General features: G+C 54.3%; 22 protein-coding genes. 13 read left to right on the forward strand and 9 right to left on the reverse strand.

Going from position 1 to position 24,733, the window contains the following annotated elements; genetic code table 11:
• Positions 1-3: 3 nt before the first annotated feature.
• Complete coding sequence (locus ACYCZJ_RS01005; protein ID WP_461552357.1) at positions 4-453, forward strand: chromate resistance protein ChrB domain-containing protein; 450 nt, start codon at positions 4-6, stop codon at positions 451-453.
• Between the two features lie 2 nt (positions 454-455).
• Here ACYCZJ_RS01005 and ACYCZJ_RS01010 read toward each other — a convergent pair whose 3' ends face one another.
• From ACYCZJ_RS01010 to ACYCZJ_RS01030, 5 genes are all read right to left on the reverse strand, one after another.
• Complete coding sequence (locus tag ACYCZJ_RS01010) at positions 456-959, reverse strand: TlpA disulfide reductase family protein (protein ID WP_461552358.1); 504 nt, start codon at positions 957-959, stop codon at positions 456-458.
• Between the two features lie 11 nt (positions 960-970).
• Positions 971-1,780: a hypothetical protein gene (locus ACYCZJ_RS01015; RefSeq protein WP_461552359.1), complete on the reverse strand. Its 810-nt coding sequence runs from the start codon at positions 1,778-1,780 to the stop codon at positions 971-973.
• 103 nt (positions 1,781-1,883) lie between these two features.
• Positions 1,884-3,200, reverse strand: a complete 1,317-nt coding sequence (locus ACYCZJ_RS01020; protein WP_461552360.1) for an MFS transporter — start codon at positions 3,198-3,200, stop codon at positions 1,884-1,886.
• A 13-nt stretch (positions 3,201-3,213) separates the two neighbouring features.
• The gene (locus ACYCZJ_RS01025; protein WP_461552361.1) at positions 3,214-3,948 is read right to left on the reverse strand and encodes an MBL fold metallo-hydrolase; all 735 of its coding nucleotides are present in this window, start codon (positions 3,946-3,948) and stop codon (positions 3,214-3,216) included.
• 122 nt (positions 3,949-4,070) lie between these two features.
• Positions 4,071-4,736: an ArsR/SmtB family transcription factor gene (locus ACYCZJ_RS01030; protein WP_461552362.1), complete on the reverse strand. Its 666-nt coding sequence runs from the start codon at positions 4,734-4,736 to the stop codon at positions 4,071-4,073.
• A 297-nt stretch (positions 4,737-5,033) separates the two neighbouring features.
• On the opposite strand from ACYCZJ_RS01030, the gene ACYCZJ_RS01035 reads away from it, so the two are divergent.
• On the forward strand, positions 5,034-5,870 hold the full coding sequence (locus ACYCZJ_RS01035) for a substrate-binding domain-containing protein (protein WP_461552363.1): 837 nt from the start codon (positions 5,034-5,036) through the stop codon (positions 5,868-5,870).
• A gap of 12 nt (positions 5,871-5,882) precedes the next feature.
• On the forward strand, positions 5,883-8,138 hold the full coding sequence (locus ACYCZJ_RS01040) for an EAL domain-containing protein (RefSeq protein ID WP_461552364.1): 2,256 nt from the start codon (positions 5,883-5,885) through the stop codon (positions 8,136-8,138).
• Here ACYCZJ_RS01040 and moaC read toward each other — a convergent pair.
• Positions 8,135-8,611 carry a cyclic pyranopterin monophosphate synthase MoaC gene (gene moaC / locus ACYCZJ_RS01045; RefSeq protein WP_461552469.1) on the reverse strand — a complete coding sequence of 159 codons (477 nt, stop codon included), beginning with the start codon at positions 8,609-8,611 and terminating at the stop codon, positions 8,135-8,137. The genes ACYCZJ_RS01040 and moaC overlap by 4 nt on opposite strands.
• A 40-nt stretch (positions 8,612-8,651) precedes the next feature.
• On the opposite strand from moaC, the gene ACYCZJ_RS01050 reads away from it, so the two are divergent.
• From ACYCZJ_RS01050 to ACYCZJ_RS01085, 8 genes are all read left to right on the forward strand, one after another.
• Positions 8,652-10,082 (forward strand): M48 family metalloprotease, encoded by a 1,431-nt coding sequence (locus ACYCZJ_RS01050; protein ID WP_461552365.1) that lies wholly within the window; start codon positions 8,652-8,654, stop codon positions 10,080-10,082.
• A 234-nt stretch (positions 10,083-10,316) separates the two neighbouring features.
• Positions 10,317-10,646 carry a sulfur oxidation c-type cytochrome SoxX gene (soxX, locus tag ACYCZJ_RS01055; protein ID WP_461552470.1) on the forward strand — a complete coding sequence of 110 codons (330 nt, stop codon included), beginning with the start codon at positions 10,317-10,319 and terminating at the stop codon, positions 10,644-10,646.
• Between the two features lie 29 nt (positions 10,647-10,675).
• Positions 10,676-11,143: a thiosulfate oxidation carrier protein SoxY gene (gene soxY / locus ACYCZJ_RS01060; RefSeq protein WP_461552366.1), complete on the forward strand. Its 468-nt coding sequence runs from the start codon at positions 10,676-10,678 to the stop codon at positions 11,141-11,143.
• Between the two features lie 59 nt (positions 11,144-11,202).
• The gene (gene soxZ, locus ACYCZJ_RS01065) at positions 11,203-11,517 is read left to right on the forward strand and encodes a thiosulfate oxidation carrier complex protein SoxZ (RefSeq protein ID WP_461552367.1); all 315 of its coding nucleotides are present in this window, start codon (positions 11,203-11,205) and stop codon (positions 11,515-11,517) included.
• Between the two features lie 75 nt (positions 11,518-11,592).
• Positions 11,593-12,474: a sulfur oxidation c-type cytochrome SoxA gene (gene soxA, locus ACYCZJ_RS01070; RefSeq protein ID WP_461552368.1), complete on the forward strand. Its 882-nt coding sequence runs from the start codon at positions 11,593-11,595 to the stop codon at positions 12,472-12,474.
• 176 nt (positions 12,475-12,650) lie between these two features.
• Entirely contained in the window at positions 12,651-14,375 is a 1,725-nt protein-coding gene (soxB, locus tag ACYCZJ_RS01075; protein ID WP_461552369.1) for a thiosulfohydrolase SoxB, read from the forward strand.
• 133 nt (positions 14,376-14,508) lie between these two features.
• Entirely contained in the window at positions 14,509-17,118 is a 2,610-nt protein-coding gene (alaS, locus tag ACYCZJ_RS01080) for an alanine--tRNA ligase (RefSeq protein WP_461552370.1), read from the forward strand.
• A 190-nt stretch (positions 17,119-17,308) separates the two neighbouring features.
• Positions 17,309-19,000, forward strand: a complete 1,692-nt coding sequence (locus ACYCZJ_RS01085) for a hypothetical protein (RefSeq protein WP_461552371.1) — start codon at positions 17,309-17,311, stop codon at positions 18,998-19,000.
• On the opposite strand, the gene ACYCZJ_RS01090 is transcribed toward ACYCZJ_RS01085, so the two are convergent.
• The 3 genes from ACYCZJ_RS01090 to ACYCZJ_RS01100 are packed head-to-tail and all read right to left on the reverse strand — an operon-like array spanning position 18,984 to position 21,611.
• On the reverse strand, positions 18,984-19,670 hold the full coding sequence (locus tag ACYCZJ_RS01090; RefSeq protein ID WP_461552372.1) for an alpha/beta hydrolase: 687 nt from the start codon (positions 19,668-19,670) through the stop codon (positions 18,984-18,986). The genes ACYCZJ_RS01085 and ACYCZJ_RS01090 overlap by 17 nt on opposite strands.
• On the reverse strand, positions 19,667-21,169 hold the full coding sequence (locus tag ACYCZJ_RS01095; RefSeq protein WP_461552373.1) for a hypothetical protein: 1,503 nt from the start codon (positions 21,167-21,169) through the stop codon (positions 19,667-19,669). The genes ACYCZJ_RS01090 and ACYCZJ_RS01095 overlap by 4 nt, the downstream gene beginning before the upstream one ends.
• Before the next feature lie 13 nt (positions 21,170-21,182).
• On the reverse strand, positions 21,183-21,611 hold the full coding sequence (locus ACYCZJ_RS01100; protein WP_461552374.1) for a hypothetical protein: 429 nt from the start codon (positions 21,609-21,611) through the stop codon (positions 21,183-21,185).
• Positions 21,612-21,771: 160 nt separating this feature from the next.
• Between ACYCZJ_RS01100 and ACYCZJ_RS01105 the strand changes: the two genes are divergently transcribed.
• Positions 21,772-23,211: a sigma-54-dependent transcriptional regulator gene (locus ACYCZJ_RS01105; protein ID WP_461552375.1), complete on the forward strand. Its 1,440-nt coding sequence runs from the start codon at positions 21,772-21,774 to the stop codon at positions 23,209-23,211.
• A 125-nt stretch (positions 23,212-23,336) separates the two neighbouring features.
• A complete protein-coding gene (locus ACYCZJ_RS01110; RefSeq protein ID WP_461552376.1) occupies positions 23,337-24,683 on the forward strand; it encodes an AAA family ATPase in 1,347 nt (448 codons plus the stop codon).
• Positions 24,684-24,733: the final 50 nt, after the last annotated feature.

The raw sequence follows: 24,733 nt of genomic DNA on the forward strand, positions 1-24,733 counted from the left end.
ACCATGAAATGGGTCACCAGAGAACATCCAAAAATCGATCGCATCGCCTGTCCATGGCTGATTGCGCGCTTTATCGATGAAGCGCCGCAATTTCTGTACGTGCCGGCAAGCGAAGTACTGGAGGTGGCCGCACAAACCGGGGCGGTTCCCTATGATATTTCCGGCGTGGAGTATGGTCATGACGGCGAACTATGCAGCTTCGATGCCTTTCTGATAAAACACCATCTCGACGAGCCCGGATTACAACAACTCGCGCTGATCGTGCGCGGCGCGGACACCGCGCGTCCGGATCTCGCCCCCGAAGCAGCGGGTTTGCTGGCGATTTCACTGGGCTTGTCACGCTGCTTTTCGGACGACCATGAAATGCTCAGGCACGGCATGGTGATCTACGATGCACTCTATGCCTGGTGTCGTGAAGGACGGGCGGAAACCCACAACTGGCCGCCCGCTTGAAACTAGTGTGCGGGCAGCAGCGCCATGAGTTTTCCCAGGGCATCGGGTTCATCCCATTCCGTACCACCGAACATGACGTAACGCACGCGACCCTGTGCATCCACCACAAAGCTGGAGGGCAGAGCAAAGGCTTTCCACGCTTTCAACCGGCTGGCTTCACGATCCATCAAGATGGGAAAAGTAACAGGCACCCGCTTGAGAAAAGCCTGCACGTCTCTGTTTTGTTCACCCACATTTACCGACAAAATCGCGAAGGGCTTACCGGCCATGCGCTTCTGCAAGCGCTCCATCGAGGGCATTTCCTTGAGACAGGGCGGGCAATAGGTCGCCCAGAAATTTACCAGGACAACTCGTCCGCGGTAACTTGCAAGGTCAAATTTTTTGCCGCTCATATCCGACAGCGCAAGCGCTTTGGCCGGATACGGTGCAACAGCGTGCAAGCCGGTATCGGCTGCGTGGGCAAATACGATGAACAGACTCAGGGTGAAAGCAAGTAGCACGCGCATGATGGGTTCCGTTAAGTAGAGGTATCTGTCGCTAGTTTGCGCCAGGCATTGAACATGATTTTTCCAAGTTTTTTGGCTTCATTCATTTCGTGCTGGCTTTGATTCGGCCGCTCATAGAAACCATCGCGCACCCCGGGTAAAACCGTGATGCTGACTTTGCTTCCCCCGTGCTGCAACGTGCCTTTCAGTTTATCCAACCACCAGAAACGCGGGGATTGCTGCGGTTGCAGCAATGCGATATTGAGCCGGACATGGCTGGTTGCAGGCAAAAAATGCAGCGCAGCGCCCGTATCCACTTCCTTGATCAGATCCGGATAGATCAGCACCGCGCCGAATGACCTGGTTTTGGCATTTTTTGCATGCTCCGCCTGCTGTAACAGTTGTACGCCATTGAGCAATGGGATCACATTCGTTCCCGCACCAGCGAGCGCGAGTTGCTTGCCATCCTGCAACGCAAATTGCAGCAGTGCCTGCATGTCGGAAGCCGGCACCTTGTCGCGACTGCTGCGCAGATCCGGCAAATCGTAGGCAGATAAATTGTCTACCAGCCACACTTCAACGCCGTGCGCTGCAAAATATCTGGCTGCGGCCTGCTCGTAGCGTTGTTCACCGTATTCAGCGCCCATCCATAGCAAACGGTTACGGCCTTGTGCAGGGTAAACGCCATAACTCAGCACCGCACCGGAGGGCGACTTCCATTGTTTATTCTGTTCATGTGCAGCGGCCTGTACGTGACCGCTACTCAGTGCTACCAGTATCCACAAATAAACCAGCCAGCCATGTAAAGGCCGGGATAATTCACTGAATCTCGAAAAACGCATAAAGAAGACCTGCATGGCATTTGGACGTTCAGGCAAAATAACCGCTCTTGTGTTCCGCCACAATGGTACACACTGCTCAGACGACACTTGAACAATGCCGCCATTACTCCGCCGGATTCAGACGCGGATGGGTTTCCTCACCCCATATCCAGACAATCAAACCCGAAGCCAGCATGGCGATAGTGACGAACCAGAAACCCGAGTTGATCGCCCCGCTCAGATTTGCCACCAACCCGAGTGCCAGCGCACCAATGCCATAACCCAGATCACGCCAGAAACGGTAAATACCGATAGCCGAACCCCGCCAATTGGGATGGGCGATGTCACTGACTGCCGCACTCAGATTGGGATACAACAGGGCCATGCCAAAGCCGGTCACCCCAGCCGAAAATGACCACCATGCGACGCTCTCGCCGAGCAGCATCATGCCCACACCAGCGCCACAGATCCACATGCCCAATACAATAGGTTTCTGCCTGCCCACATGGTCGGACAGCTTGCCGGTAATGAGCTGGGAGCCGCCCCAGACGAACCCGTACACGCCGACGACCCAACCGATGCTGGACAGACTCAAGCCGTGTTGATAAAGAAACAGCGGATAGAATACCCAGATCAGCGCATCCACAAATTTTTCCACCATGCCGGCCTGACTGATCGCCGCCATGCGCCGGTCACGCCAGGACATCAGCGTGAAGACTTCCCATGTAGTCGGGTGGTCCGAAATGTTGCCGGGAAAGCGCGGTCTCGGCCCGATGGATTGTCCTGCCGCATAGCGTGCGCCCTCTGCCTTGGCCCACGGCAGCGTATCCTTGACCCAGAACCAGGTCAGCACGATTGCCAATACTATGACCACCAAACCGAACACCAGCAGCCCCTCACGCGCACCCAGGGCGCTGGCCATGTAACCGGTGATGATGCCGGCAATGGCTACGCCGACATAGCCGGAAAACTCATTCAAACCGATGGTGAGGCCACGCTGGTCGGGGCGGGTCAGGTCCAGCTTGGAAGTTTGCGTCATCGACCAGGTGAGCCCCTGATTGACCCCCAGCAAGACTGTCGCGGCTACAATCCATCCCCAGCTAGGCGCATACATAATCATGAACGGAATGGGCAACGCCGATAGCCAGCCCCACAACAATACGCGCTTGCGCCCCACACTTTCAGATAATCGCCCCGCCACAAAATTAAGCGGCCCTTTGACAAAACCGAACGCCACCACAAATGCCATGAGCAGCATGAATGACCCCTTCGGCACACCGAATTCGGACTCGGCCAGTGCTGGCACCACGGTACGCATCATGCCCAGCGTCAAGCCGACCAGCAGCACCTGCAATAGTTGGTGCAAAAACTGCACGCGGTTGTCGTTGATACCGTGGCGGTAGTCCTGGAATGCTGCCTGGTGCGTAGTTGAGTCACTCATTCGTTTATGCCCATCAAGCAGAGATATTCGCCGCGACCATCTTGTCCATATCAGCCGGTCGCGGCGGGATTTCGCCGGTGAGGTGGCGCACAAATTCATCCCTGTCGGATATGTGCAGGCCAGGATTGAAACGTTTTTCGAAACCGATCGTGGAGGAAGGTTTGCCTGAAATTCCGGCACCGCACGCACTGCCTGCCTGGTGGCCGGGAAATATTTCAGTTTCGTTCGGCAAGCTCAGCAGTTTGGTATGCAGGCTGTCGAATAACATGCCCGCCATTTCCTGCTCGCGCCCGGCCAGATCGGGGCGCCCGACACTACCTACGAACAGGGTATCGCCGGTAATCACGAACCAGGGCTGATCGCCGCGGCGCTTGTCGGTTACTGCCAGACAGACGCTGTCCATGGTGTGACCGGGTGTATGCAACACGCTGGCCACCACATTGCCGGCTTCAATGACATCACCATCATGCAACGGGTGGAATGGGAATTGCACCACCGCAGCATCGCTTTCATGCAGGCAATAATGTGCACCTGTCATTTCGGCCAGCTTTCTGCCGCCGGAATAATGGTCGGCGTGAATATGGGTGTCGATGATGTGGCTGATCGTAACCTGAGCCTTGCTGGCCTCCTCGATGAACCATGCCTCGTCACCTGCGACCACATCGACTGCAATGGCTTTACCCAAGGTACCGCAGCCGAAGAAATAGGAAAGAGACGATTCCTTGCTGGCAAGCTGTTTGAAAAACATACATTCCTCCGCAATCAACCCTAAATCAAAAATAGTATTCAAACGAATATTTGAATATTGAACAAAAATGTTCACGGCGTCAAACATTTTTTCGAGCGATCCTGAATCAGATCAAGAAATTTTCAGCTCTTTTCCGTGGGCAATAGATCCGCTTTCCACTCCGGGTAGCCGTCTTCCAGTCGACGCGCCTTGTATCCCTGACTGCGCAACCGGGAAACCGCCTCATACGCAAACATGCAATAAGGCCCGCGGCAATAGGCAACTACCTCCTGGTTTTTCGGCAACTTGGCCAAGTGTCTCGGCAAGCTATCCAACGGGATACTGATTGCCCCTGCGATATGCCCAGCCTGGTATTCACCTGCCGGTCTGACATCCACTACGACAACGTCACCACGGCTGACTAGTTGCAACAGTTCCTCACGCTTGACGGGCTTCAGATCATCCAGACGGTCAAAATTTTCTCTGACAATGCGCTCAACATCGGCCAGATGGCGCTCGGCCAAACGACGCAACCCGCTCAGGATATTAGGTATCTCGGCATCATTGAGGCTATAGATCACCTGCAACCCCTCTTTGCGGGATCGCACCACACCACTGTCACGCAGAATTTGCAAATGATGGGAAGTATTGGCCACCGAAATACCGGTCGCAGTCGCCAGTCCTTCCACGCTGCGCTCTCCTTGCGCCAGCGCTTCCAGCAACTCAAGGCGGCTGGGACTGGCCATGGCTTTGGCGACCTTGGCAAAATGCTCGTAGAGTTTCTTTTTAGGAGAAATAGACACTGACATATAAAAATATAAACACTTAAATAAAACGAGCGACGATTAATTTACCGGTACTGCCCAGTATCACATCCGGGGTCACCACAAAAAACCAGTCCGGACATATGCATTGGCAGACCGAATCCGGATTGCCTCGATTCAGCATCGGGAACAGGCAATACCATGCACTCTATACATCACTCACGGTTGAGCAATTCAAGTTTTTCTTGAATATACCGATAAGTATGTCATACCTGTAATTCAAATTAAGTTTTGTACTTCAATAGGAAAACAGGCAGATCAACTCACGCCAGAGAACCGCATATGTTTCATTTTAGAACCATCGCAATATTTCTGGCCGGGCTCATTTTCGCGCAGCTGGTCGAAGCGGGGCAGGTTACGTCAGCGGATAGCAAAATTCGGATCGGCGGAACAGGCTCTGCGATCGCCACGATGCAAATCCTTGCCAAGGCATTCATCAAATCCCATCCCGGCGTGGTTGTTGACATTGTGCCCAGCCTGGGTAGCGGTGGGGGCATTAAGGCCATGCGCGCAGGCATCATTGACCTGGCCATCAGTGGCCGCGCGCTGAAACCGGCAGAACGCACTGAAGGCGTATCGACAACCGAGTATGCGCGCACTCCATTCGTTTTTGCCGTATCCAGTCATAACAACGCTTCGGCTATCACTACCAAAGAGCTGGTCAATATCTACAAGGGTGAAACCCGGGTCTGGCCGGATGGAAAAAAATTGCGGCTGGTGCTGCGTCCGGAAGTGGAATCGGATACGGATATCATCAAGAACATGTCTCCGGAAATGAGCCTGGCCGTGAAAAGCGCCCTGGCACGGGAAGACATGATCATGGCAATCACCGATCAGGACAGCGCCGACAATATCGAAAACATCCCGGGCGCCATTGGCACGCTGACACTGGCCCAAATTGTGTCCGAACGGCGTGCGCTCAAACCGCTGATTTTGAATGGGCTGACACCCAGCCTTGATGCAATGGCGGAAGGGAAATACCCTTATTTCAAATCCATGTACATGGCAAGCAGCGCGAAACCCAACCCGCCTACTCAAGCGTTTATCGCTTTCGTGCACTCTCCCGCAGGTCGCAAAATTCTTGAGGAAAACGGCCAAAGGGCAATGCCCGGCAAGTAAGCCCCCGACACCATGTCCCAATCCGACTCAAGACTGATCCTGAATGCAACCTGGCTGGCGGGTATATTGGCCGGATTAATCGCGCTTACCATACCTTTGCTCTATTTTAGCCTGAGCTATCAGCACCAGACGGCATCCATACAAGCGGAGGCCGAATTCAGCGCGAGCGACATTTCCCGGACGATCAACGCCAACCCCGAATTATGGCAATTTGAGGAGCACCGCCTCCAGGGCTTGCTCACCAAGCAAAACGCCAAAGATTCACCCGAGTGGCGCCGCATTATCAATAACAAGGGGGTGCTCATTGCACAAAGTTCGCACCAATTCGATACTCCGTATGTGACACGCACTGCCAGCCTGCTGGATTCCGGAACCATGGTCGGACATATTGAAATCATCCGGCCCTTATCCCCATTGCTGTTCAAAACTACCATTGCCGGGTTGCTGGGCTTGTTACTTGGAGCGGTGGCCTTCATGATTTTTCGCACCTATCCTCTGCGTGCCTTGAAGCGGACGATCGATACGCTGGCCAACGAAAAGGAACGCGCAGAAGTCACACTCTTCAGCATCGGCGATGCGGTCATTACCACCAATGCCCATGGACATATCGAATACCTCAATCCTGTCGCGGAGCGGCTTACCGGCTGGACCAACGCGACTGCGCACGGCCGACCCTCCGCCGAGATATTCAATATCATTAACGAACACACCGGCGCACTGCTGGACAACCCGGCCGAAATTGCCATCAAGGAAAATCGCGTTGTCTCGGCCACCGGTCATGCGGGCTTAATCAATCGCAACGGGAAAATCATCCCGATCGAAGATAGCGCCGCACCCATCAGTGATAGACATGGAAAAATCATCGGCGCAGTGCTGGTGTTTCACGATGTCAGCCATGCGCGTGCCATGGCGATCAAGCTCAGCCATCAGGCCAGCCATGATGCCTTGACCGGACTTTTGAACCGCCATGCATTCGAGACCCGCCTGCAGCAGGTACTTGACAATATCAAACAGGAAAATAGCTATCACACCTTGTGCTACATGGATCTGGACCAGTTCAAGATCGTCAACGATACTTGTGGCCACTCTGCTGGCGATGAATTATTGCGACAGCTAGCGATCGAACTGCGCGCCCAGGTACGCGGTTCGGACATTCTTGCACGTCTTGGCGGAGATGAGTTCGGGCTGCTCCTGGAAGGATGCGGCAAAGACATGTCCGAACTTATCGTCGGCAAACTGCTGCAGACAGTCCGGGATTTTCGCTTCCGTTGGCAGGAGCAAAGCTTCTCTGTAGGCGTCAGTATTGGCGTGGTCAGCGTGCACGCCGAGTGTGGCGGCCTGGTGGAAATCATGCGCGCAGCGGATTCCGCCTGTTATGCCGCCAAAGACCGGGGCCGCAACCGCATTTATGTTTACCAGCCCAATGACCATGAAGTGGCGTTGCGGCGCGGAGAAATGCAATGGGTATCGCGCATCACCAAAGCCATTGATGAAAACCGCCTGCGCCTTTATTACCAGACCATCCAGCCGATCATCCCGGGTACACAGGGCGCTCATTATGAAATCCTGCTGCGCATGCTGGATGAAGACGGCAATATCGTGTCGCCCGCTGCATTTATTCCTGCCGCGGAACGTTACGGCCTGATGCCCGCCATCGACCGCTGGGTCATCGAAAATACGTTTATCAAACTCGGCAAGCTCTATCGCGGTGAAACGAAACAGTTGCTCCATACCTGTTCCATCAATCTTTCCGGCACTTCCTGGGCGAATGAAGACCTGGTCGGTTTCATCTGTGAAATGGCGGGCCGCTACCGGGTACCTGCACGGCTGATTTGTTTCGAGATCACCGAAACAGCTGCGATCACCCATCTCAACAAAGCCATAGCGTTCATCCGCGAGCTCAAGAGCGTAGGCTTCAGATTTTCGCTGGATGATTTCGGCAGTGGCGTCAGTTCATTTGGCTATCTCAAACAGCTACCCGTGGATTACCTGAAAATTGACGGCGGTTTTGTCAGAAACATGATCGACGACAAGATCGATCATGCCATGGTTGAGACAATCAATAACATCGGCCACATCATGGGTATCAAAACAATTGCCGAATTTGTGGAAAGCGAAACCATACTGGAAAGACTCACCATGATGGGTGTGGACAATGCACAAGGTTACGCCATTGCCAAACCCAGGCCACTGGACGATATTATTATCACAGCGCCTGCGGATATACATTCGCAGGAATTCACCCCCATTACCGTAGCGTCACATTAGTCGGCACGCCAGTGGCCGGATTTCCCGCCCTGCTTTTCCAGCAAGCGAATATTCTCCATCCGCATACCCCGGTCCACCGCCTTGCACATGTCATAAATTGTCAGCAACCCGACGCTAAGCGCTGTCAGCGCCTCCATCTCCACACCGGTTTTGCCGACAGTTTCAGCAGTAACGCGACATTCAATTGCCGAGCCCGCCTCTTCTGCCAGAAATTCTACCGCAACCCGCGTTAGCGCCAGTGGATGGCACAACGGGATCAAGTCTGCAGTACGTTTGGATGCGGTGATGGCGGCGATGCGCGCAACCCCCAGTACATCGCCTTTCTTGGCGTTGCCGTCGAGGATCATTTTCAGCGTGGCCGGTTGCATCACGATGCGACCGGCCGCCACTGCAATACGCCGGGTGTCGGATTTCCCGGCCACATCGACCATGTGAGCATGACCGCTATCATCGAAATGGGTAAATTGATTCATAATCAGGAACTGGAAAACAGAAGCAGTTATCATAGCATTCATGAAATCAGCCTTCCTATTCCTGATCTTATGCTTGTCCAGCCAACTGTTGATGGCAAGCGAACTGCCGGATCTCAGCGATGTTTCACAAGGCGCATTTTCTCCGCATGATGAAGCCCGGGTAGGGAGTGAAATCATGCGCGACATCCGCGCTGAACCATCCTATTACGACGATCCGGAACTGACCGATTACCTCAACAATCTGGGCTATCGTTTAGTCGCCGCCAGTCCCGGAAATCGCATTCCATTTCAATTTTTCGTACTACGCGACCGCACGCTGAACGCGTTCGCACTTCCCGGTGGATTTATCGGCGTGCATACCGGCTTGATCGAAGCCGCGCAAAACGAGTCCGAACTGGCGGGCGTGCTCGGTCATGAAATTGCCCACGTCACCCAGCACCATCTGGCACGCATGATTGAAAATCAGAACCAGGGCATCATCCCGTCGCTTGCCGCATTGGCTGTGGCGATACTCGCTGCACGTTCCAACCCGCAGGTGGCTACTGCTGCGATTGCCACGGTGCAGGCTACCACCATCCAGAAACAGCTCAATTTTTCCCGCGATAATGAGCGCGAAGCTGACCGTATCGGCATGCAAATCATGCGCAACGCAGGTTTCGACCCGCGCGCCATGGCCACTTTTTTCGAACATCTGCAAAAAAACAGCCGTTTATACGAAAATAACGCCCCAGCTTATCTGCTGACCCACCCGCTGACCTCGGAACGCATTGCCGATATGCAAAATCGCGCAGCCAATATGCCCATCAAACAGGTTGCAGACAGCCTGGAATTTCAGCTCATACGTGCCCGGCTGCTGGCTGGCGAAGGTCACCCGGAAGCAGCCGTCAGGCGCTTTTCCGAAGCCATCCGCGATACCCGTTACAGCAGCCTTGCTGCTGAACGCTTCGGGCTTGCCGTAGCATTATTGCGCACACGCCAGTTTGATCGTGCTGAACAGGAACTGAACAAACTCAACCAATCGGGCGTCAACAGCCCGCTTATTGCCATGCTGGGCGCGCAGCTCAAGCTGGAAGCTGGAGACATCAATGCCGCCCTCGCCCGCTACCAGGCCGGGCGCGCACGCTTTCCTGGTTACCGGCCTCTCTTGTATGCCGATGCCAATGCCTTGCTGCAGGCGGGCAAAACCGATGCGACCCTGGCACTGGTTACCAGCCATCTCACCCTGTATCCGGACGATTACCGCCTGTACGAGCTGCAATCCCGTGCCTACGCCATGCAGGGAAAGAATTTTTTGCGGCATCATGCTCAAGCCGAGGCCAATGTACGACAAGGCAATCTCGATGCGGCTATCGAACAATTGAAATTGGCATTAAAAAGCAAAGATGGGGATTTTTATCAAATGTCCATTGCTGAAGCCCGGCTGAAGGAACTCATCACGCTCAACAAGCCGGACGAATCCCAAAAACCTTGAAACATTCATCGGACTTTATTTTGGTATAAATATACCGAATGCCCTGTTTTTACCCAAAAACCTAGTTCAGGGCTTGGACAAGCAAAATATTTTGCACTATGCTTGGCGCATCCTTAGTTTGGATAGAAAAGAATGGAATGCCTTCTGGCGGACCTGAAAATCATTCAGTTGCACCCACAATTAGATTAGGAGGATGACATGCGTGCAGGAGCATCACTAATTTTGACCGCAAGCATGGTCGGCATGTTCGCCATGGCCAACTATGCTGTGGCGGCGGACGCGCCCCATGAAGAAACCGGCAAGTCGATTGCCTTTGACAAAAGCAAAGGCAATTGCCTGGCATGTCACGCCATGCCCACAGTGCCTGATGCACTTTCAGCCGGCACTATCGGACCGCCGCTGATCGCCATGAGCGCACGCTTTCCGGATAAAGCCAAGTTGCGCGCCCAGATATGGGACGCCACGGTTGCCAACCCACAAACCATCATGATTCCGTTCGGCAAACACAAAGTATTGACCGAGCAGGAAATTGATAAAGTTACCGATTTCGTATACGGCCTGTAGCCAGGCCCAAAATCCCCAAGGAGAAATGAATGAATGAATTGCGTAGGAACATCCTGAAAAGCGCTGGTGCAACTGGTGTCGTTGCCCTGGCGGTTACCGCAGGTTTGCTCAAGTCAGGTAATGCGCTGGCCGCCTGGAACAGCAACGCGTTTGCTGCAAAGACCATTCCGGAAGCCATCAAGGATCTGGGTTTGTCCACTCCTGCAGACAGCAAAGCGATCACCATCAAGGCCCCGGATATCGCTGAAAACGGTGCTGTGGTTCCCGTTGAAGTGACCAGCAGCCTTCCCGGCACAACCAACATTGTCATTCTGTCCGAGAAAAACCCTACCGTTCTGATTACTGATTTCAAGCTTTCCAACGGCGCTGAAGGTTTTGTCTCTACCCGCATCAAGATGGCGAAAACCTCCATGATTCGCGCTGTCGTGACTGCGGGTGGTAAAAACTATACCGCCGCCAAGGAAGTGAAAGTAACTATCGGCGGCTGTGGCGGTTAACTGACGCATGTCCTGTTCACGCATCTGTGTCTCAATAACTTAGCTTAAAGGAATTCAAAATGGCAGAACCAATGAAAATGCGCGCAACCGTCAGTGGCGATGTAGCGGATATTAAAGTACTGATGAACCACCCGATGGAGTCCGGGCAACGCAAAGATGCAAAAACCGGCCAGCTTATCCCTGCACACTTCATTGATGAAGTGCATGCCACGCTAAATGGCAAGCCTGTGCTGGACGCCCAGTGGGGCGGCGGCGTGTCAAAGAACCCGTATCTGGGGTTCAAGGTCAAAGGCGCAAAAGCTGGCGACAAGGTGGAAATCAGCTGGAAAGATAACAAGGGTGAATCCAACAAGATTGATGGTGTGGTTTCCTAAGTAACGTCAGTCTGAACCAGGCGCCATGGCAAATACCCTGGCGTCTCACCCGACAAATATCAAACGGAGGACGACATGAAAACGACAACGTTTCGCGAATCACAAGCGAAGCCGCCGAAGGCGCGCGGCAAAATAATTCTGTTAGCGCTGGCCGGGGCAGGACTACTGCTCGGCGCGCTCAATGCAAGCGCCTCGCCAGAGCAGGATAGACAGCACCTGCTTCACTATTTCGGCACCAAATACCCGGACATCAAACACGAAAACTATGTTTATGGCGCACTGGCATTCGACCCGGACGCCATGGCCCAATACAAAAGCATCATGGATTTCCCACCTTTCAGCTCTGTGGTTGATCACGGCAAGAAAATGTGGGAAACACCATTTAAAAACGGCAAAACTTATGCGAGTTGCTTTCCGAATGGAGGAAAAGACGTAGCCGGAAACTACCCGTATTTCGATGACAAGACCAATCGGGTCGTCACCTTCGAGATGGCTATCAATGCCTGCCGTACAGCCAATGGGGAAGAAGCGTTTAAGTATAACGACAAGAAAACAATGGGTGTATTGACTGCCTATGCCCGCACACTGTCGGACGGGATGCTGATGAACATCAAAGTGCAGGACGCTGCCGCTACTGCTGCATACAATGTCGGCAAGGATATGTTCTTCAAACGCCGCGGCCAGCTTAATTTTTCCTGTGCTTCTTGCCATGTAGCCAATGCCGGCAACCACCTGCGCTCAGAAGTGCTTTCTCCTGTCGTAGGTCAAGCTACCCATTGGCCAGTGTTCCGCGGAGGCGAGAAACTGTTTACGCTGCAGGAGCGTTATGTGGGTTGCAACAAAATGATCCGTAGCGTTCCATTTGCACCGGGTAGCGTGGAATACAATGATCTGGAGTACTTCCATTCCTATGTCAGTAATGGTTTACCGCTGGAAGCTTCGGTATTCCGCAAATAACAGAGTTACACGCCTCTGATCAAGCGAAGCCAGGGTAACGCCTGCTTCGCTTTTTTTATGTAAACACACTTATCAGTGCCCGTTTGGATGATTATTACCATTTACTTCACCTGCCAGCACTCTAAAATAGGCGCATTCATAAACTAACTACAACCCCGCATTGAGGAGCTTACGAGATGATGAATCGCCGTGAATTTTTACAGATACTTGCCGTCGCCGCCGCGTCCGGCATGGCGATTGACAATAAACAGGCGCTAGCCGGAACTGCGCCTCCGGGCTTTTACGATCTGCCCAAATTCGGTAACGTATCGCTGATGCACATGACCGATAGCCATGCGCAATTACTGCCGATTTATTTTCGTGAACCGGATGTCAACATCGGGGTTGGCGGTGCAGTCGGTCAGCCACCACATCTGGTGGGTGAATCTTTTCTCAAGCATTACGGTATCAGACCTGGCACGCGTGAAGCTTATGCCTTCACTTATCTCGATTTCGCCGCTGCCGCCCGTACTTACGGCAAGGTAGGCGGATATGCTCACCTGAAAACCCTGGTGGATAAAGTTCGCGCTTCACGTCCCGGCTCATTACTGCTGGATGGCGGTGATACCTGGCAAGGTTCCGCTACCTCACTGTGGACCAAGGGTCAGGACATGGTGGATGCGGCCAAGCTGCTTGGTGTCAACGTAATGACCGGACACTGGGAATTCACCTATGGCGCCGATCGCGTCAAGCATGTGGTGGACAATGACTTCAAAGGCCACATTGATTTCGTCGCGCAGAATATCAAAACCAACGACTTTGGCGATCCGGTGTTCAAACCTTATGTAATCAAAACCATGAACGGTGTACAGGTAGCGATCATCGGCCAGGCTTTCCCCTACACGCCGATCGCCAACCCGCGTTATATGGTGTCGGATTGGACCTTTGGCATCAACGAAGAAAACATGCAGAAAGTCGTCAATGAAACCCGTGCCAAGGGCGCCCAGGTGGTCGTTGTATTATCCCACAACGGCATGGACGTTGACCTGAAAATGGCAGCGCGCGTAACCGGCATAGATGCGATTTTCGGCGGCCATACCCATGATGGCATTCCCTACCCATCTCAGGTTAAAAATGCCAAGGGCACCACGCTGGTTACCAACGCAGGCTCCAACGGAAAATTCCTTGGTGTCATGGACTTTGATGTGAAGAACGGCAAAATCGCCGCATGGAAATACCGCTTGTTGCCCGTATTTTCGAACCTGCTTGAGCCTGATGCGAAGATGTCCAAACACATTGAGGCCGTACGTGCACCTTATGCATCCAAGCTCAATGAGAAGCTTGCCGTCACTGAGGAGCTTCTCTATCGCCGCGGCAACTTCAACGGCACCTTTGACCAGCTTATTCTCGATGCTTTGATGACTGTCAAGGGCTCGGATGCCGCATTTTCGCCCGGCTTCCGCTGGGGTACGACATTGCTGTCCGGCGATATCATCACCATGGATCACCTGATGGACCAGACCGCCATCACCTACCCGTCTACCACACTCAACGAAATGACCGGTGCAACCATCAAGAGCATTATGGAAGACGTGTGCGACAACTTGTTCAATACTGACCCCTACTATCAGCAAGGCGGCGACATGGTTCGTGTAGGCGGTATCCAGTATACGGTGGCACCCAATAACAAAATCGGCAATCGCATTAGTGATATGACGCTGAAAGGCAAACCTGTCATGGCCAACAAAAAATATAAGGTGGCAGGCTGGGCGCCGGTTGGGGAAGGCGTATCCGGCACGCCGATCTGGGATGTGGTGGCTGAATACCTGCGTGACATCAAGGTGGTCAAGCCACGCAAGCTGAACGAGCCGAAAATTGTCGGGATCGGCAAAAATCCGGGCATCGCTCCTGACCTGATCTGAGTTTTCCTGACCCAAAAAAGGCCGCCATATGCGGCCTTTTTTGTTTTCAACCGGTTACACGTGAATTTATGCTGTATCCGGGCTAAAATGTGCCGATTCAATTGAACCTGTGTATCTCCACGAAAAACCACCCATGAAAAGTAGCGAAATCCGTCAACGCTTCCTCGATTTTTTTGCCCGTCACGGACACACGCCCGTCGCTTCCAGTCCTCTGGTGCCGGGCAACGACCCCACTCTGCTATTTACCAACGCGGGCATGGTGCAATTCAAGGACGTATTCCTTGGACGCGAAACCCGGCCCTATGTACGTGCCGCCAGCTCGCAACGCTGCGTACGTGCGGGTGGCAAACACAATGATCTGGATAACGTCGGCTACACCGCACGCCATCATACCTTCTTCGAAATGCTGGGAAACTTCAGCTTTGGGGATTATTTCAAGCGCAATGCCATCCAGTTCGCCTGGGAATTTCTTACCCAGGAACTGGGTATCGCCAAGGACAAATTATGGGTGACGGTCTACCATACCGACGACGAAGCACACACCATCTGGACAACTGAAATCGGCGTGCCGGATGAGCGCGTCATTCGCATTGGCGACAAGCCCGCTGGCGGCTCGGACAACTTCTGGCAGATGGGCGACACTGGCCCATGCGGTCCCTGCACGGAGATTTTTTACGACCACGGCCCTGAAGTCGCTGGCGGTCCGCCGGGTTCCGCGGAAGAAGACGGTGATCGTTATATCGAAATCTGGAACCTGGTATTCATGCAGTTCAACCGCGACGATGCAGGTACGCTGCATTCCCTGCCCAAACCCTCTGTGGATACCGGGATGGGGCTGGAACGCATCTCGGCAGTCATGCAACACGTCCACAGCAACTATGAAATCGACTTGTTCCAGGCTTTGATTCACGCGGCGGCACGCGTTACCGGCAGCACGGATTTAGCCGACAATTCACTCAAAGTGATTGCCGATCACATTCGCGCCTGCGCTTTCCTGATCACCGACGGCATCATCCCCGGCAACGAGGGACGCGGCTATGTGCTGCGCCGCATCATCCGCCGCGCCATTCGCCACGGCTACCGCCTGGGACAGAAACAAGCCTTCTTTCACTTGCTGGTCGCTGATCTGGCGGCAGCGATGGGCGCAGCCTATCCGGAACTGGCCGCCGCACAGACCGGGGTGACTGCGGTGCTCAAACAGGAAGAAGATCGCTTTGCAGAAACCCTGGAACACGGCATGGGCATTCTGGAACAGGCATTGCAATCGGGCAGCAAGATACTCGACGGTACCACCGCGTTCAAACTCTACGATACCTACGGTTTCCCTCTGGATTTGACCGCCGATTTGGGGCGTGAACGCGGTTTTACCGTCGACACGGACGGGTTTGATGCCGCCATGGAGGCTCAACGCAAGCGTGCGCGGGCGGCCAGCAAATTCTCCATGCAAACCGGCATGCACTTCGACGGCCAAACAACAGAATTCCATGGCTATGACACCCTGAATCTGGAGAGCCGCATTCTCGCCTTATATCGGGAGGGGAGTCCGGTGGAGTGTATCAATGCCGGCGAAACGGCGGTCATCGTGCTCGACCGCACGCCGTTCTATGCAGAATCCGGCGGCCAGGTAGGTGACACCGGCGAGCTGCGCAGTGGTTCCAGCGCATTCATGGTCGATGATACCCAAAAAATCCAGCCCGATGTATTCGGACACACCGGCTTGCTCCAGTCCGGCAGTCTCAAACCCGGCGATATCGTCACTGCACAAGTGGATGCCGAAACCCGCAACCGCGCTGCCTGTAATCACTCTGCCACCCACCTCCTGCACGCTGCATTGCGCATAGCTCTGGGCGATCATGTCACGCAAAAGGGCTCGCTCGTGGACGCAGCCCGGACACGTTTTGACTTCGCCCACAGTGAGGCCCTCAATCCCGCTCAGCTGTCGCAAATCGAGGACCTGGTGAACCGAGAAATCCGCCGCAATCTCGTCGTTGAAACGCAATTGATGAACTATGATGCAGCCATCGCTCACGGTGCCATGGCGTTATTCGGCGAAAAATACGGCGATCAGGTGCGGGTCATCGGCATGGGAGCGTTTTCAACCGAACTGTGTGGCGGCACGCACGTGAGCCGCAGCGGCGATATCGGCTTGTTCAAGATCGTATCCGAATCCGGCGTGGCCGCCGGTATCCGTCGCATCGAAGCGGTCACCGGGCCCGCCGCATTGGCCATGACACAGGCGCAGCATCAACAGATTCTGGAGGCGGCCGCTTTACTCAAGGCACCACCGCAAGAGTTGCAGCAGAAAATTGCGCAGATTGTCGATAATGTCAAACACATGGAAAAGGAACTGGAGCGACTCAAATCCAGACTGGCTACCGTACAGAGTGACGAACTCATCAGTCAGGTCACCACGGTAGGTGAGGCAAAAATACTGGCTGCAATACTGGATGGTGCAGATGTCAAAACATTGCGCGAAACGGTAGACAAACTCAAGGATAAACTCAAGTCCTGCGCAATCGTGCTGGGTAGCTGCTCGGACGGCCGCGTGACGCTGATTGCCGGCGTCACCACCGACCTGACCAGCAAAGTAAAAGCAGGGGAGCTGGCCAACTATGTGGCCGGCCAGGTCGGTGGCAAAGGCGGCGGGCGCCCCGATATGGCCCAGGCCGGCGGCACTGAACCGGCACAATTACCCGCGGCCTTACAGTCTGTTGCCGGTTGGGTGGCACAACGCTTGTGCTAAATGAGTGCGCACTTCCAGGCATACCAGTTAAATTTTCGACATATTGGTCAATCGCCGGACTGGCCCATGTCCAGATTCACAGGGCGTCTGTTAGCTGGCACCACTTCTGGCACGACACGACTAAATGGCACATATTTTGCATGAATAGCCAATAGAATCTTTGCAGGACCTTAGCTGGAGTCACATACTCATGTTCAATATTCTGTCCATGCTGCGTAAAAACAGCGCCGAATCCGATCCGTTAGACAACGAGAAGACGATCACGCGCTGGATCAATGACTTGCCGGCGGGAAATGTCCTGAATGCGCACGAACAAGTATTGTACAAGCTGGCCGAATTCAATGCCCAGGGAGCTCAATATAACAAGGAACGTTTAGCTGTAGTCATGCTGCTGGATGAATACGCTCGCGCATTGCAGGCTGCGTTGAGCCAGCAATATTTACGCAATCCGCGTATGTCACGCATCATGGAAAGTCGCCTTTGGAATGCCGTTTACAAATTTTATTGGGAAGTTGCGCGTGCCTATCACAGCTTCATAATGAGTTATGTTGCGAACCCGGCAGCCAGTCATTTGCGTGAATCCATCCCGCAACTCACTTCTCGCACCCTGTGTAATTTGGGGGGTGTCTTCAAATGGCATTACTTGCGTTACGAGAAACCTGCGGACAAACTCTGGTTGCGATTACACAACCTGTATCGTGTAGCCGAATTTGAGGGTTTCAGTAAATCCGAGCTTACCCCCTATGCATCCAGCGATAAATCCGCATGCTGCGCAGATCAATATCACCGCATCCTGCTGTTGGGTCAGCTGGATACCAGTGTGCTGTATCCGAAACAGATCGAAATGGCAGATCGATGGCTCAGCGAATGGTCGCACCTGATCGAGCAGGAATCGAAATTCAATCCCGATACCCATACACTATATGTGGCGCTGTCCGATGACGTAGGTGCACGCCGCATACGCAACACTGAATTTACGGAATCCTGTCGTTTCATTGGGATTAGCAGACTGCATGAGCAAATTCAGCAGAGCCGCACCGCACTGCAGGAGGGAAACTCCCCCGCGCTATTGGGATTGGGTGAGGATTGCCGGCTGCCGGATTGCTTTGAAATACTCGATTACGCCGAACGCCAATGGGGGCCTCTGGAAAATCGGGAGCAGCGAAAAAGTCAGCGCACCACGGCCAAGAAAATTATCGACGTCGTGCACGGTTTCAATGAAATCTGCGCCGTAGTGAAGCAGGGGCACAACGGGGCGGATGTGCTCCATGAGATGGATGCCGGGCTCAAGTATGACGAGATGATCGACATGAAACTATATGGCTTCGTGACCGAATCCACTCGCACACGCAATCGTCACGCCACACCCGCATCAACTGAAAAAACGCCGCCACATGAACGCTGGGTGATGGAGAACATGAGCGAACAAAGCCTGGGAGCAAGCGTTCCCGCAAAGTCCAACGATTGGGGACGGCTCGGCAGCATGGTGGCGCTCAAGGTCGAACGCGATAACGGATGGAAAATCGGTGTGATGCGCCGTTTATTGCACACCGACGACGGTTTGCTGCAGATTGGTATCGAAGTGCTGAGTCTCAAACCGCAAATGATGTTGCTGCGCCCCCTGTCATCCAGCACTTTACCAGGTTATACGGTAGATGGCGTGGAGACCACGGATACGACGCTGCCAGTGCCGATCATTTTTATCTCGCAATCCGGCAACAGCCAGGGTGAATTGCTGCTGGAAGCAGCACAATACGCATCAGGACGCAGCTTCGAGTTAAATGCCGGTGCACAGAAAAAAACAATCCGTCTGCAGGATGTGATCGAGAATGGCGATGGATGGATGCGCGTGGCAGTCGTTATTGCTACGGATGAAACGTAAACCAGGCATGCAATTTCAGCACCCGCGTCAACCACGCGTGAATAGCCTTGATTTCATCGTCGCATACACTGTGCGCCATTGGATATACCTGCCATTCCACGTCGAAACCACAGGCATCCAGCTCATCCCGGCTACGTTCCGCAAGCCGTAACGGCACTACCTTATCCTGCATGCCATGTGCCATGAATACAGGAATCGCGTGAATACCTGTTGCACATCGCTCCTTAAACTCAGCCATGAGCGGGAGATACGCTGACAACACCATGACCCCGCCCAATGCCTGATCCCGCACCAAACCAGTATGCAACGCCAGTGCCCCGCCCTGTGAAAACCCGGCGACGATTATCTTTGACAACGCAATTCCGCGCGACGCCTCCTGCGCAATCAGGGCATCAACTATCCGGCCTGATTGATCCAGACCCGACGCATCTTCGTCTGCATTCAGGCCACTGCCGCGAATGTCATACCAGGCCGGCATCACATAGCCGCCGTTCACGCTAACCGGCCGCTGCGGAGCATGCGGCAGGATAAAACGCACGCCTGGAAGATCCAGCATCTGTACCACCGGCAAAAAATCGTGCCCGTCCGCACCCAGCCCATGCAGCCAAATCACGCTGGCCTGCACAGGCTGTCGACCTGCAATGAATTCCAGTGGGGCTGACAAGGTCATTTGGATAAGGTCTCCGGTTCCACCACTCCATCAAAATCCGCCAGCGCATAGTCCTGATTACCCTTGAGCGGTGCGCGCAGGCGGATCAGATGACGCCGGCCCCGGCTCAGCAGCCGCCACTGTCCGCCAGAGCGGCAGAAACTGGCGGGCACCAATACGCAACGACGACGCCCGAAAGGGCCGGTCATGGATAAATACAGCGCGTTAACCGTCTGCGCTCCGGACAGAAGATCGCCACTGACACTCTCCAGTTTGACTGGCGTTGCGTTTCCCGCCAGCCGACGAATACCGATTTCGGTCCAGCCGGATTCATGCCGCCGGATGCGGCACACTACCCCCACCAGAAAATGCTGATCAAAATCAATCCCGATCAAGCTATTGATTGCTACTGCGACACCATCCGAGGTATTCAGGGCAATGCCCACACCCTCAACCCCCTCGTCGCGTACCCGGCAACGCTGTAGGTGTGGCAAATCATGCGGCCGCCGCGACATCTTGCGATCGATCCGGCCATGTATCTCGCCGAACCCGAGAAACAGCTCGCTCTGCTTCCCGATGGTCTGGCGCGGATGCTGACGCATGGGCGGAATACCTGACCAGTCATTCACCACTTTGCGCCACAATACCTGACGCCAGTCATCCTGCTCATCCTGGCCCATTGACTCATGCTCGGCATGCATGGCAGCCAGCATGAGTCCGGTACCCCAATAACGATGGCTGCCCGGTTCGTTCAACATGGCCAGTGGCCGGGGTGGATTGCCGGTTTTCAGATTGACCCCGTAACGGTGTTTTTCGGATATCAGCGTACGTTCCAGCAATACGCTTTTGCTCCAGCGGGCTATCCATTCGTCCACCTGCTCGATTTCGCGCGGCTGCAGCGTATCGGGACGCAAACTATGCAACATTTGCGGGCGCAGATACAAAGTTTCACAGCTGGTAGTTGCACGGTGCATACCAGGCAATGGCATAGGCACGCGAGCAAACTCGTATTTTTCGGCGACTGCATACAGCCTGTGTAAACGTGCCCAGAAATAGGGCGGGATAACCTGATAACGTAACCACAACCATTTCATCTGCATGGCATGATGATATAAGGCTCGCTGGGTGAGCAATGGCAGCAGCGCATTCAATCTGGATTCGGGATGACCAAGCAGGTAGGAAACGCATTGCAGATGGATTTCACTCATCTCCTCCCAGTAACCATGTATGGTCGCAAGCAAGCTGCTACTCACACTGGAAGCATAGGGAGGTAGTGCCAGATAGTGTTGGGTCAAACGGTTGATGAGCGGTGCCGAGAAATCATCCTGATGGTGCAAGCTCAGAATGTTCTGACGTTGCCATCCCACATGTTTTTTGCGCGCGTATACCATCGTCTCGATCAGTTTCTCGATCGATGCACAGACTTCATGCACAGTATAATTTTCCGGGTCCGCCTTGGCCAGTGTGCGCCCTGCTCCCGCTGCGGGAAGTAGACTGCCAAGAAACGGGATGCGGCGCATATCCACGGCCAGATTAACTGTTAAAGCGCTGCGCCAGCCCCACAACGCGCATGCCTGCGCTGGAGTTCTCTTTACCCGCCAGCTTGACGGCTTCGGCAAAGCCGGCAAAAAAAGCCGGCAGGGCTTTCACCACCAGCGCCTTGCGCAACCGGCCCACGCCCTGAATCGGCCATTCGGCCCGGCAATTGGCTTCCGGTGCCGCCACGCATATTTTCATACTCCAGGCAGGTTGATGAATCTTCCATTCATGCTCTCGCACCACCATTTGATGTGCCAACGGCGTTTCCACACCGACATAAGGGCCATGGTATTCCACCTGCACCGCCGCACACAGACCTTCCAGAGCATGGTCGAGATGGGTGAGCGCGTCATCCAGCGCCGGGTTAATTACAATGTGTTGCTGTCGGCTTTGTTCCACCAGTAATGCGATAAAATCTTTCATAACACTTTGCCAAAATTTATGGGGCCATGCGCGCGAAATTACGCGCAAACTGCTGCAAATACTATCACATCGCCGGGTAATTCATGAACGCGGCGCTACCCGCACGGTCTGCAATCTGGCACAATCGACACAGAACGCCAATAATGCAAAGAGGAACGCCGTGAGCATACAAAACAAGGGTGCCAAACCCACACTGTTGATCGTGGATGACGACCCGCTCATCACCGATACGCTCAATTTTGTATTGTCCAAGGATTTCGAGGTATTCGTGGCGGATTCGCGCCAACAGGTCAAAAGTCTGTTGACCCAACTCGATGCACCGCCGCAACTCGCGCTGGTTGATCTCGGTCTGCCACCCTTGCCGCACAAGCCGGACGAGGGCTTCCAGCTGATCAGTGACCTGCTTGGGTACTCGCCCGGCATCAAAATCCTGGTACTGTCCGGACAAAACGACGAAACCAATGCGCGTCATGCACGCGCCCTGGGCGCAATCGATTTTGTCGGCAAGCCTTGCGAACCGGAACAGATCAAGTCGTTACTGTTCAATGCCCTGCTGATCCAGGATGTAGAGCGCACTGCGGAAACCGCAGCACCAGCCGCAGAAAATCTGATCGTCGGTACCAGTTTCAATCTCGACCGTCTGCGTCAGCAGATCACCCAATACGCCAACGCGCCATTTCCGGTGTTGATTGAAGGCGAATCCGGCAGCGGCAAGGAATTGGTGGCGGCCAGTCTGCACAAGCTTTCCAGTCGCGCCGGAAAACCTTATCTGGCGCTCAATTGCGCTGCCATTTCACCGACCCTGGTTGAACCCACCCTGTTCGGTTACTGCAAGGGCGCCTTCACGGGCGCCACCAGCAACCGTGCCGGTTATTTCGAGGATGCCAGCGACGGCACGCTATTCCTGGACGAAATTGGCGAGCTGCCGCTGGAACTCCAGGCCAAGCTGCTACGCGTACTTGAAAATGGCGAATTCCAGCGCGTTGGTGAAACCCAGTCGCGTTTTTCCAATGCGCGTGTCGTCACGGCCACCAACCGCGACCTGCGCCAGGAAATCAAGGCAGGGCGCTTCCGTGCCGACCTGTATCACCGCCTGTCTGTATTCGGCATTGCCGTGCCACCATTACGTGAGTTGGGCGAGGACAAAGTACGCCTGCTCGAACACTTTCGTGAATTTTACGCAGGTGAAGCGCGCGTCAAACCATTCCTGCTGGATAGTCACGCCCGCCAGATGTGGGAGGAGTACCATTTCCCCGGCAACGTACGCGAACTGCGCAACATCGTCATTCGTCTCACCACCAAGTGTGCCGGACAAAATGTAACCGCGGAGCAACTGGAAACCGAGCTGGATACCGATACCGCCTTTCCATCCGAAATTCCGTTGCCGAACGACGGCAAGGCGCTCTACGATACCGCGCGCAAACATCTGCAGACCCTGGCCAACTTCAGCCTCGACCAGACCATGAAACAGTGGGAAAAGAGCTATGTCGAAGCCGCACTCAATCTCACTCACGGCAATCTCTCGCAAGCGGCAAAAATCCTTGGCATCAATCGCACCACCTTGTATAGCAGGATGCAAACATATACCAACGAAGTATGAGGAATGTATTAAAACCGGCGTTTCCTGCCGTCGCAGGCGATCAAGGCATAGGCGGCAATGGAAATGAAAACCTGTTCCGGCGCCTTGCACGCCAGGCTAAAACTGTTCAAGGATAACGCCTCTTCATGTACCACGAATTTTTCGGCCTGAAAGAAGCCCCGTTCCGCATTACGCCGGACACGGGGTTTTTCTTTTCCGGTGGAGAACGCGGCGCGATTCTCCAGGGTCTGGTATACGCCATTCGTCAGGGCGAAGGCATCATCAAGGTCACCGGCGAGGTGGGTAGCGGAAAGACCATGTTGTGCTGGATGCTGGAACAGCATTTACCCGATGACATTGAAACCGTTTACCTGGCCAACCCCAATGTCAAACCGGAGGACGTGCTGCCGTCCATCCTGGCTGAACTGGAACTGGCACATCCGGCCGATGCCAGCCGTGCCGAACACCTGCGTACCCTGAACGATTACCTGCTGGCGCGACACGATGCAAATAGACAGGTCGTCATGTTTGTCGAAGAAGCGCAGGGCATGACGCTGGATACCCTGGAAGAGATTCGCCTGCTGTCCAACCTGGAAACCGAACGCGAAAAACTGCTGCAGATCGTCATGTTCGGGCAGCCGGAACTCGATATCAAACTCGCCGATCCGCGCATCCGCCAATTGCGCGAGCGTATTACCACGGCGATTACACTGGCACCGTTTACTGCCGATGATATACGCGCTTATCTGGCCTTTCGCCTTACCACGGCGGGATATCGCGGCCCGGATTTATTTGACCGGCGTGTCGTACGAATAATTGCGCAGGCATCGCAAGGGCTGACCCGGCGCGTCAATATTCTGGCCGACAAAAGCCTGCTTGCCGCCTACACTGACAATACGCATCGCGTTTTGCCTCGCCACATTCGTGTCGCCTTGCGTGACAGCGCCTTTAACGATGGCATGCATTCATCACCGCGCTGGCTATTGTCCAGTATCGCCGTAGTGGTGATGCTTGCCGTTCTGGCTGGTTTTTACCGGTTGTCGAAACCGGCTGCCATACCAGCACAGCCAACTCACACCATGGCTGCTCAAACCGCGCCTGCCGTTGCCAACTCACCCAAGGTGGCGGCCAACACGTCACACATTCCCGCCGGCACTTTCGAACAGCGCCTCACCACCACCCGCGACTGGCTCATGCAGCAACCGGCAGAGGCCTATACCCTGCAGCTTTCCTTGCTGCGCAATCCGAATGAATTTCCGGCCTATCTTAGCGGCGAAGGATCCGGATTGGCACCGGATCAACTGAGAATTTTCCGCAGCCAGGCTCAAGGCCACCCCAGTTGGACCGTTATTTATGGCAACTATCCTTCTCGGCAGGCTGCCAACCAAGCCCTGGCCAAGCTGCCGGAAGCGGTACGCAGGCGTCAACCCTACCTTAGAACGGTTGGCGGAATACGCAATGAAACCCGGCAAATTCAACAAGTTGGCAAATAGTCGTGATACCATTTCTGAAAAGAACCGGATGAGAGGGATCACAGTGCAGG

The organism is Sulfuriferula sp., assembly GCF_054605375.1.

Excerpts from the sequence above, each read along its gene's own strand:
- ACYCZJ_RS01005 (WP_461552357.1), top strand. The coding sequence starts at position 4 with ATGAAATGGGTCACCAGAGAACATCCAAAAATCGATCGCATCGCCTGT.
- ACYCZJ_RS01010 (WP_461552358.1), bottom strand. The coding sequence starts at position 959 with ATGCGCGTGCTACTTGCTTTCACCCTGAGTCTGTTCATCGTATTTGCC.
- ACYCZJ_RS01015 (WP_461552359.1), bottom strand. The coding sequence starts at position 1,780 with ATGCGTTTTTCGAGATTCAGTGAATTATCCCGGCCTTTACATGGCTGG.
- ACYCZJ_RS01020 (WP_461552360.1), bottom strand. The coding sequence starts at position 3,200 with ATGAGTGACTCAACTACGCACCAGGCAGCATTCCAGGACTACCGCCAC.
- ACYCZJ_RS01025 (WP_461552361.1), bottom strand. The coding sequence starts at position 3,948 with ATGTTTTTCAAACAGCTTGCCAGCAAGGAATCGTCTCTTTCCTATTTC.
- ACYCZJ_RS01030 (WP_461552362.1), bottom strand. The coding sequence starts at position 4,736 with ATGTCAGTGTCTATTTCTCCTAAAAAGAAACTCTACGAGCATTTTGCC.
- ACYCZJ_RS01035 (WP_461552363.1), top strand. The coding sequence starts at position 5,034 with ATGTTTCATTTTAGAACCATCGCAATATTTCTGGCCGGGCTCATTTTC.
- ACYCZJ_RS01040 (WP_461552364.1), top strand. The coding sequence starts at position 5,883 with ATGTCCCAATCCGACTCAAGACTGATCCTGAATGCAACCTGGCTGGCG.
- moaC (WP_461552469.1), bottom strand. The coding sequence starts at position 8,611 with ATGAATCAATTTACCCATTTCGATGATAGCGGTCATGCTCACATGGTC.
- ACYCZJ_RS01050 (WP_461552365.1), top strand. The coding sequence starts at position 8,652 with ATGAAATCAGCCTTCCTATTCCTGATCTTATGCTTGTCCAGCCAACTG.
- soxX (WP_461552470.1), top strand. The coding sequence starts at position 10,317 with ATGGTCGGCATGTTCGCCATGGCCAACTATGCTGTGGCGGCGGACGCG.
- soxY (WP_461552366.1), top strand. The coding sequence starts at position 10,676 with ATGAATGAATTGCGTAGGAACATCCTGAAAAGCGCTGGTGCAACTGGT.
- soxZ (WP_461552367.1), top strand. The coding sequence starts at position 11,203 with ATGGCAGAACCAATGAAAATGCGCGCAACCGTCAGTGGCGATGTAGCG.
- soxA (WP_461552368.1), top strand. The coding sequence starts at position 11,593 with ATGAAAACGACAACGTTTCGCGAATCACAAGCGAAGCCGCCGAAGGCG.
- soxB (WP_461552369.1), top strand. The coding sequence starts at position 12,651 with ATGATGAATCGCCGTGAATTTTTACAGATACTTGCCGTCGCCGCCGCG.
- alaS (WP_461552370.1), top strand. The coding sequence starts at position 14,509 with ATGAAAAGTAGCGAAATCCGTCAACGCTTCCTCGATTTTTTTGCCCGT.
- ACYCZJ_RS01085 (WP_461552371.1), top strand. The coding sequence starts at position 17,309 with ATGTTCAATATTCTGTCCATGCTGCGTAAAAACAGCGCCGAATCCGAT.
- ACYCZJ_RS01090 (WP_461552372.1), bottom strand. The coding sequence starts at position 19,670 with ATGACCTTGTCAGCCCCACTGGAATTCATTGCAGGTCGACAGCCTGTG.
- ACYCZJ_RS01095 (WP_461552373.1), bottom strand. The coding sequence starts at position 21,169 with ATGCGCCGCATCCCGTTTCTTGGCAGTCTACTTCCCGCAGCGGGAGCA.
- ACYCZJ_RS01100 (WP_461552374.1), bottom strand. The coding sequence starts at position 21,611 with ATGAAAGATTTTATCGCATTACTGGTGGAACAAAGCCGACAGCAACAC.
- ACYCZJ_RS01110 (WP_461552376.1), top strand. The coding sequence starts at position 23,337 with ATGTACCACGAATTTTTCGGCCTGAAAGAAGCCCCGTTCCGCATTACG.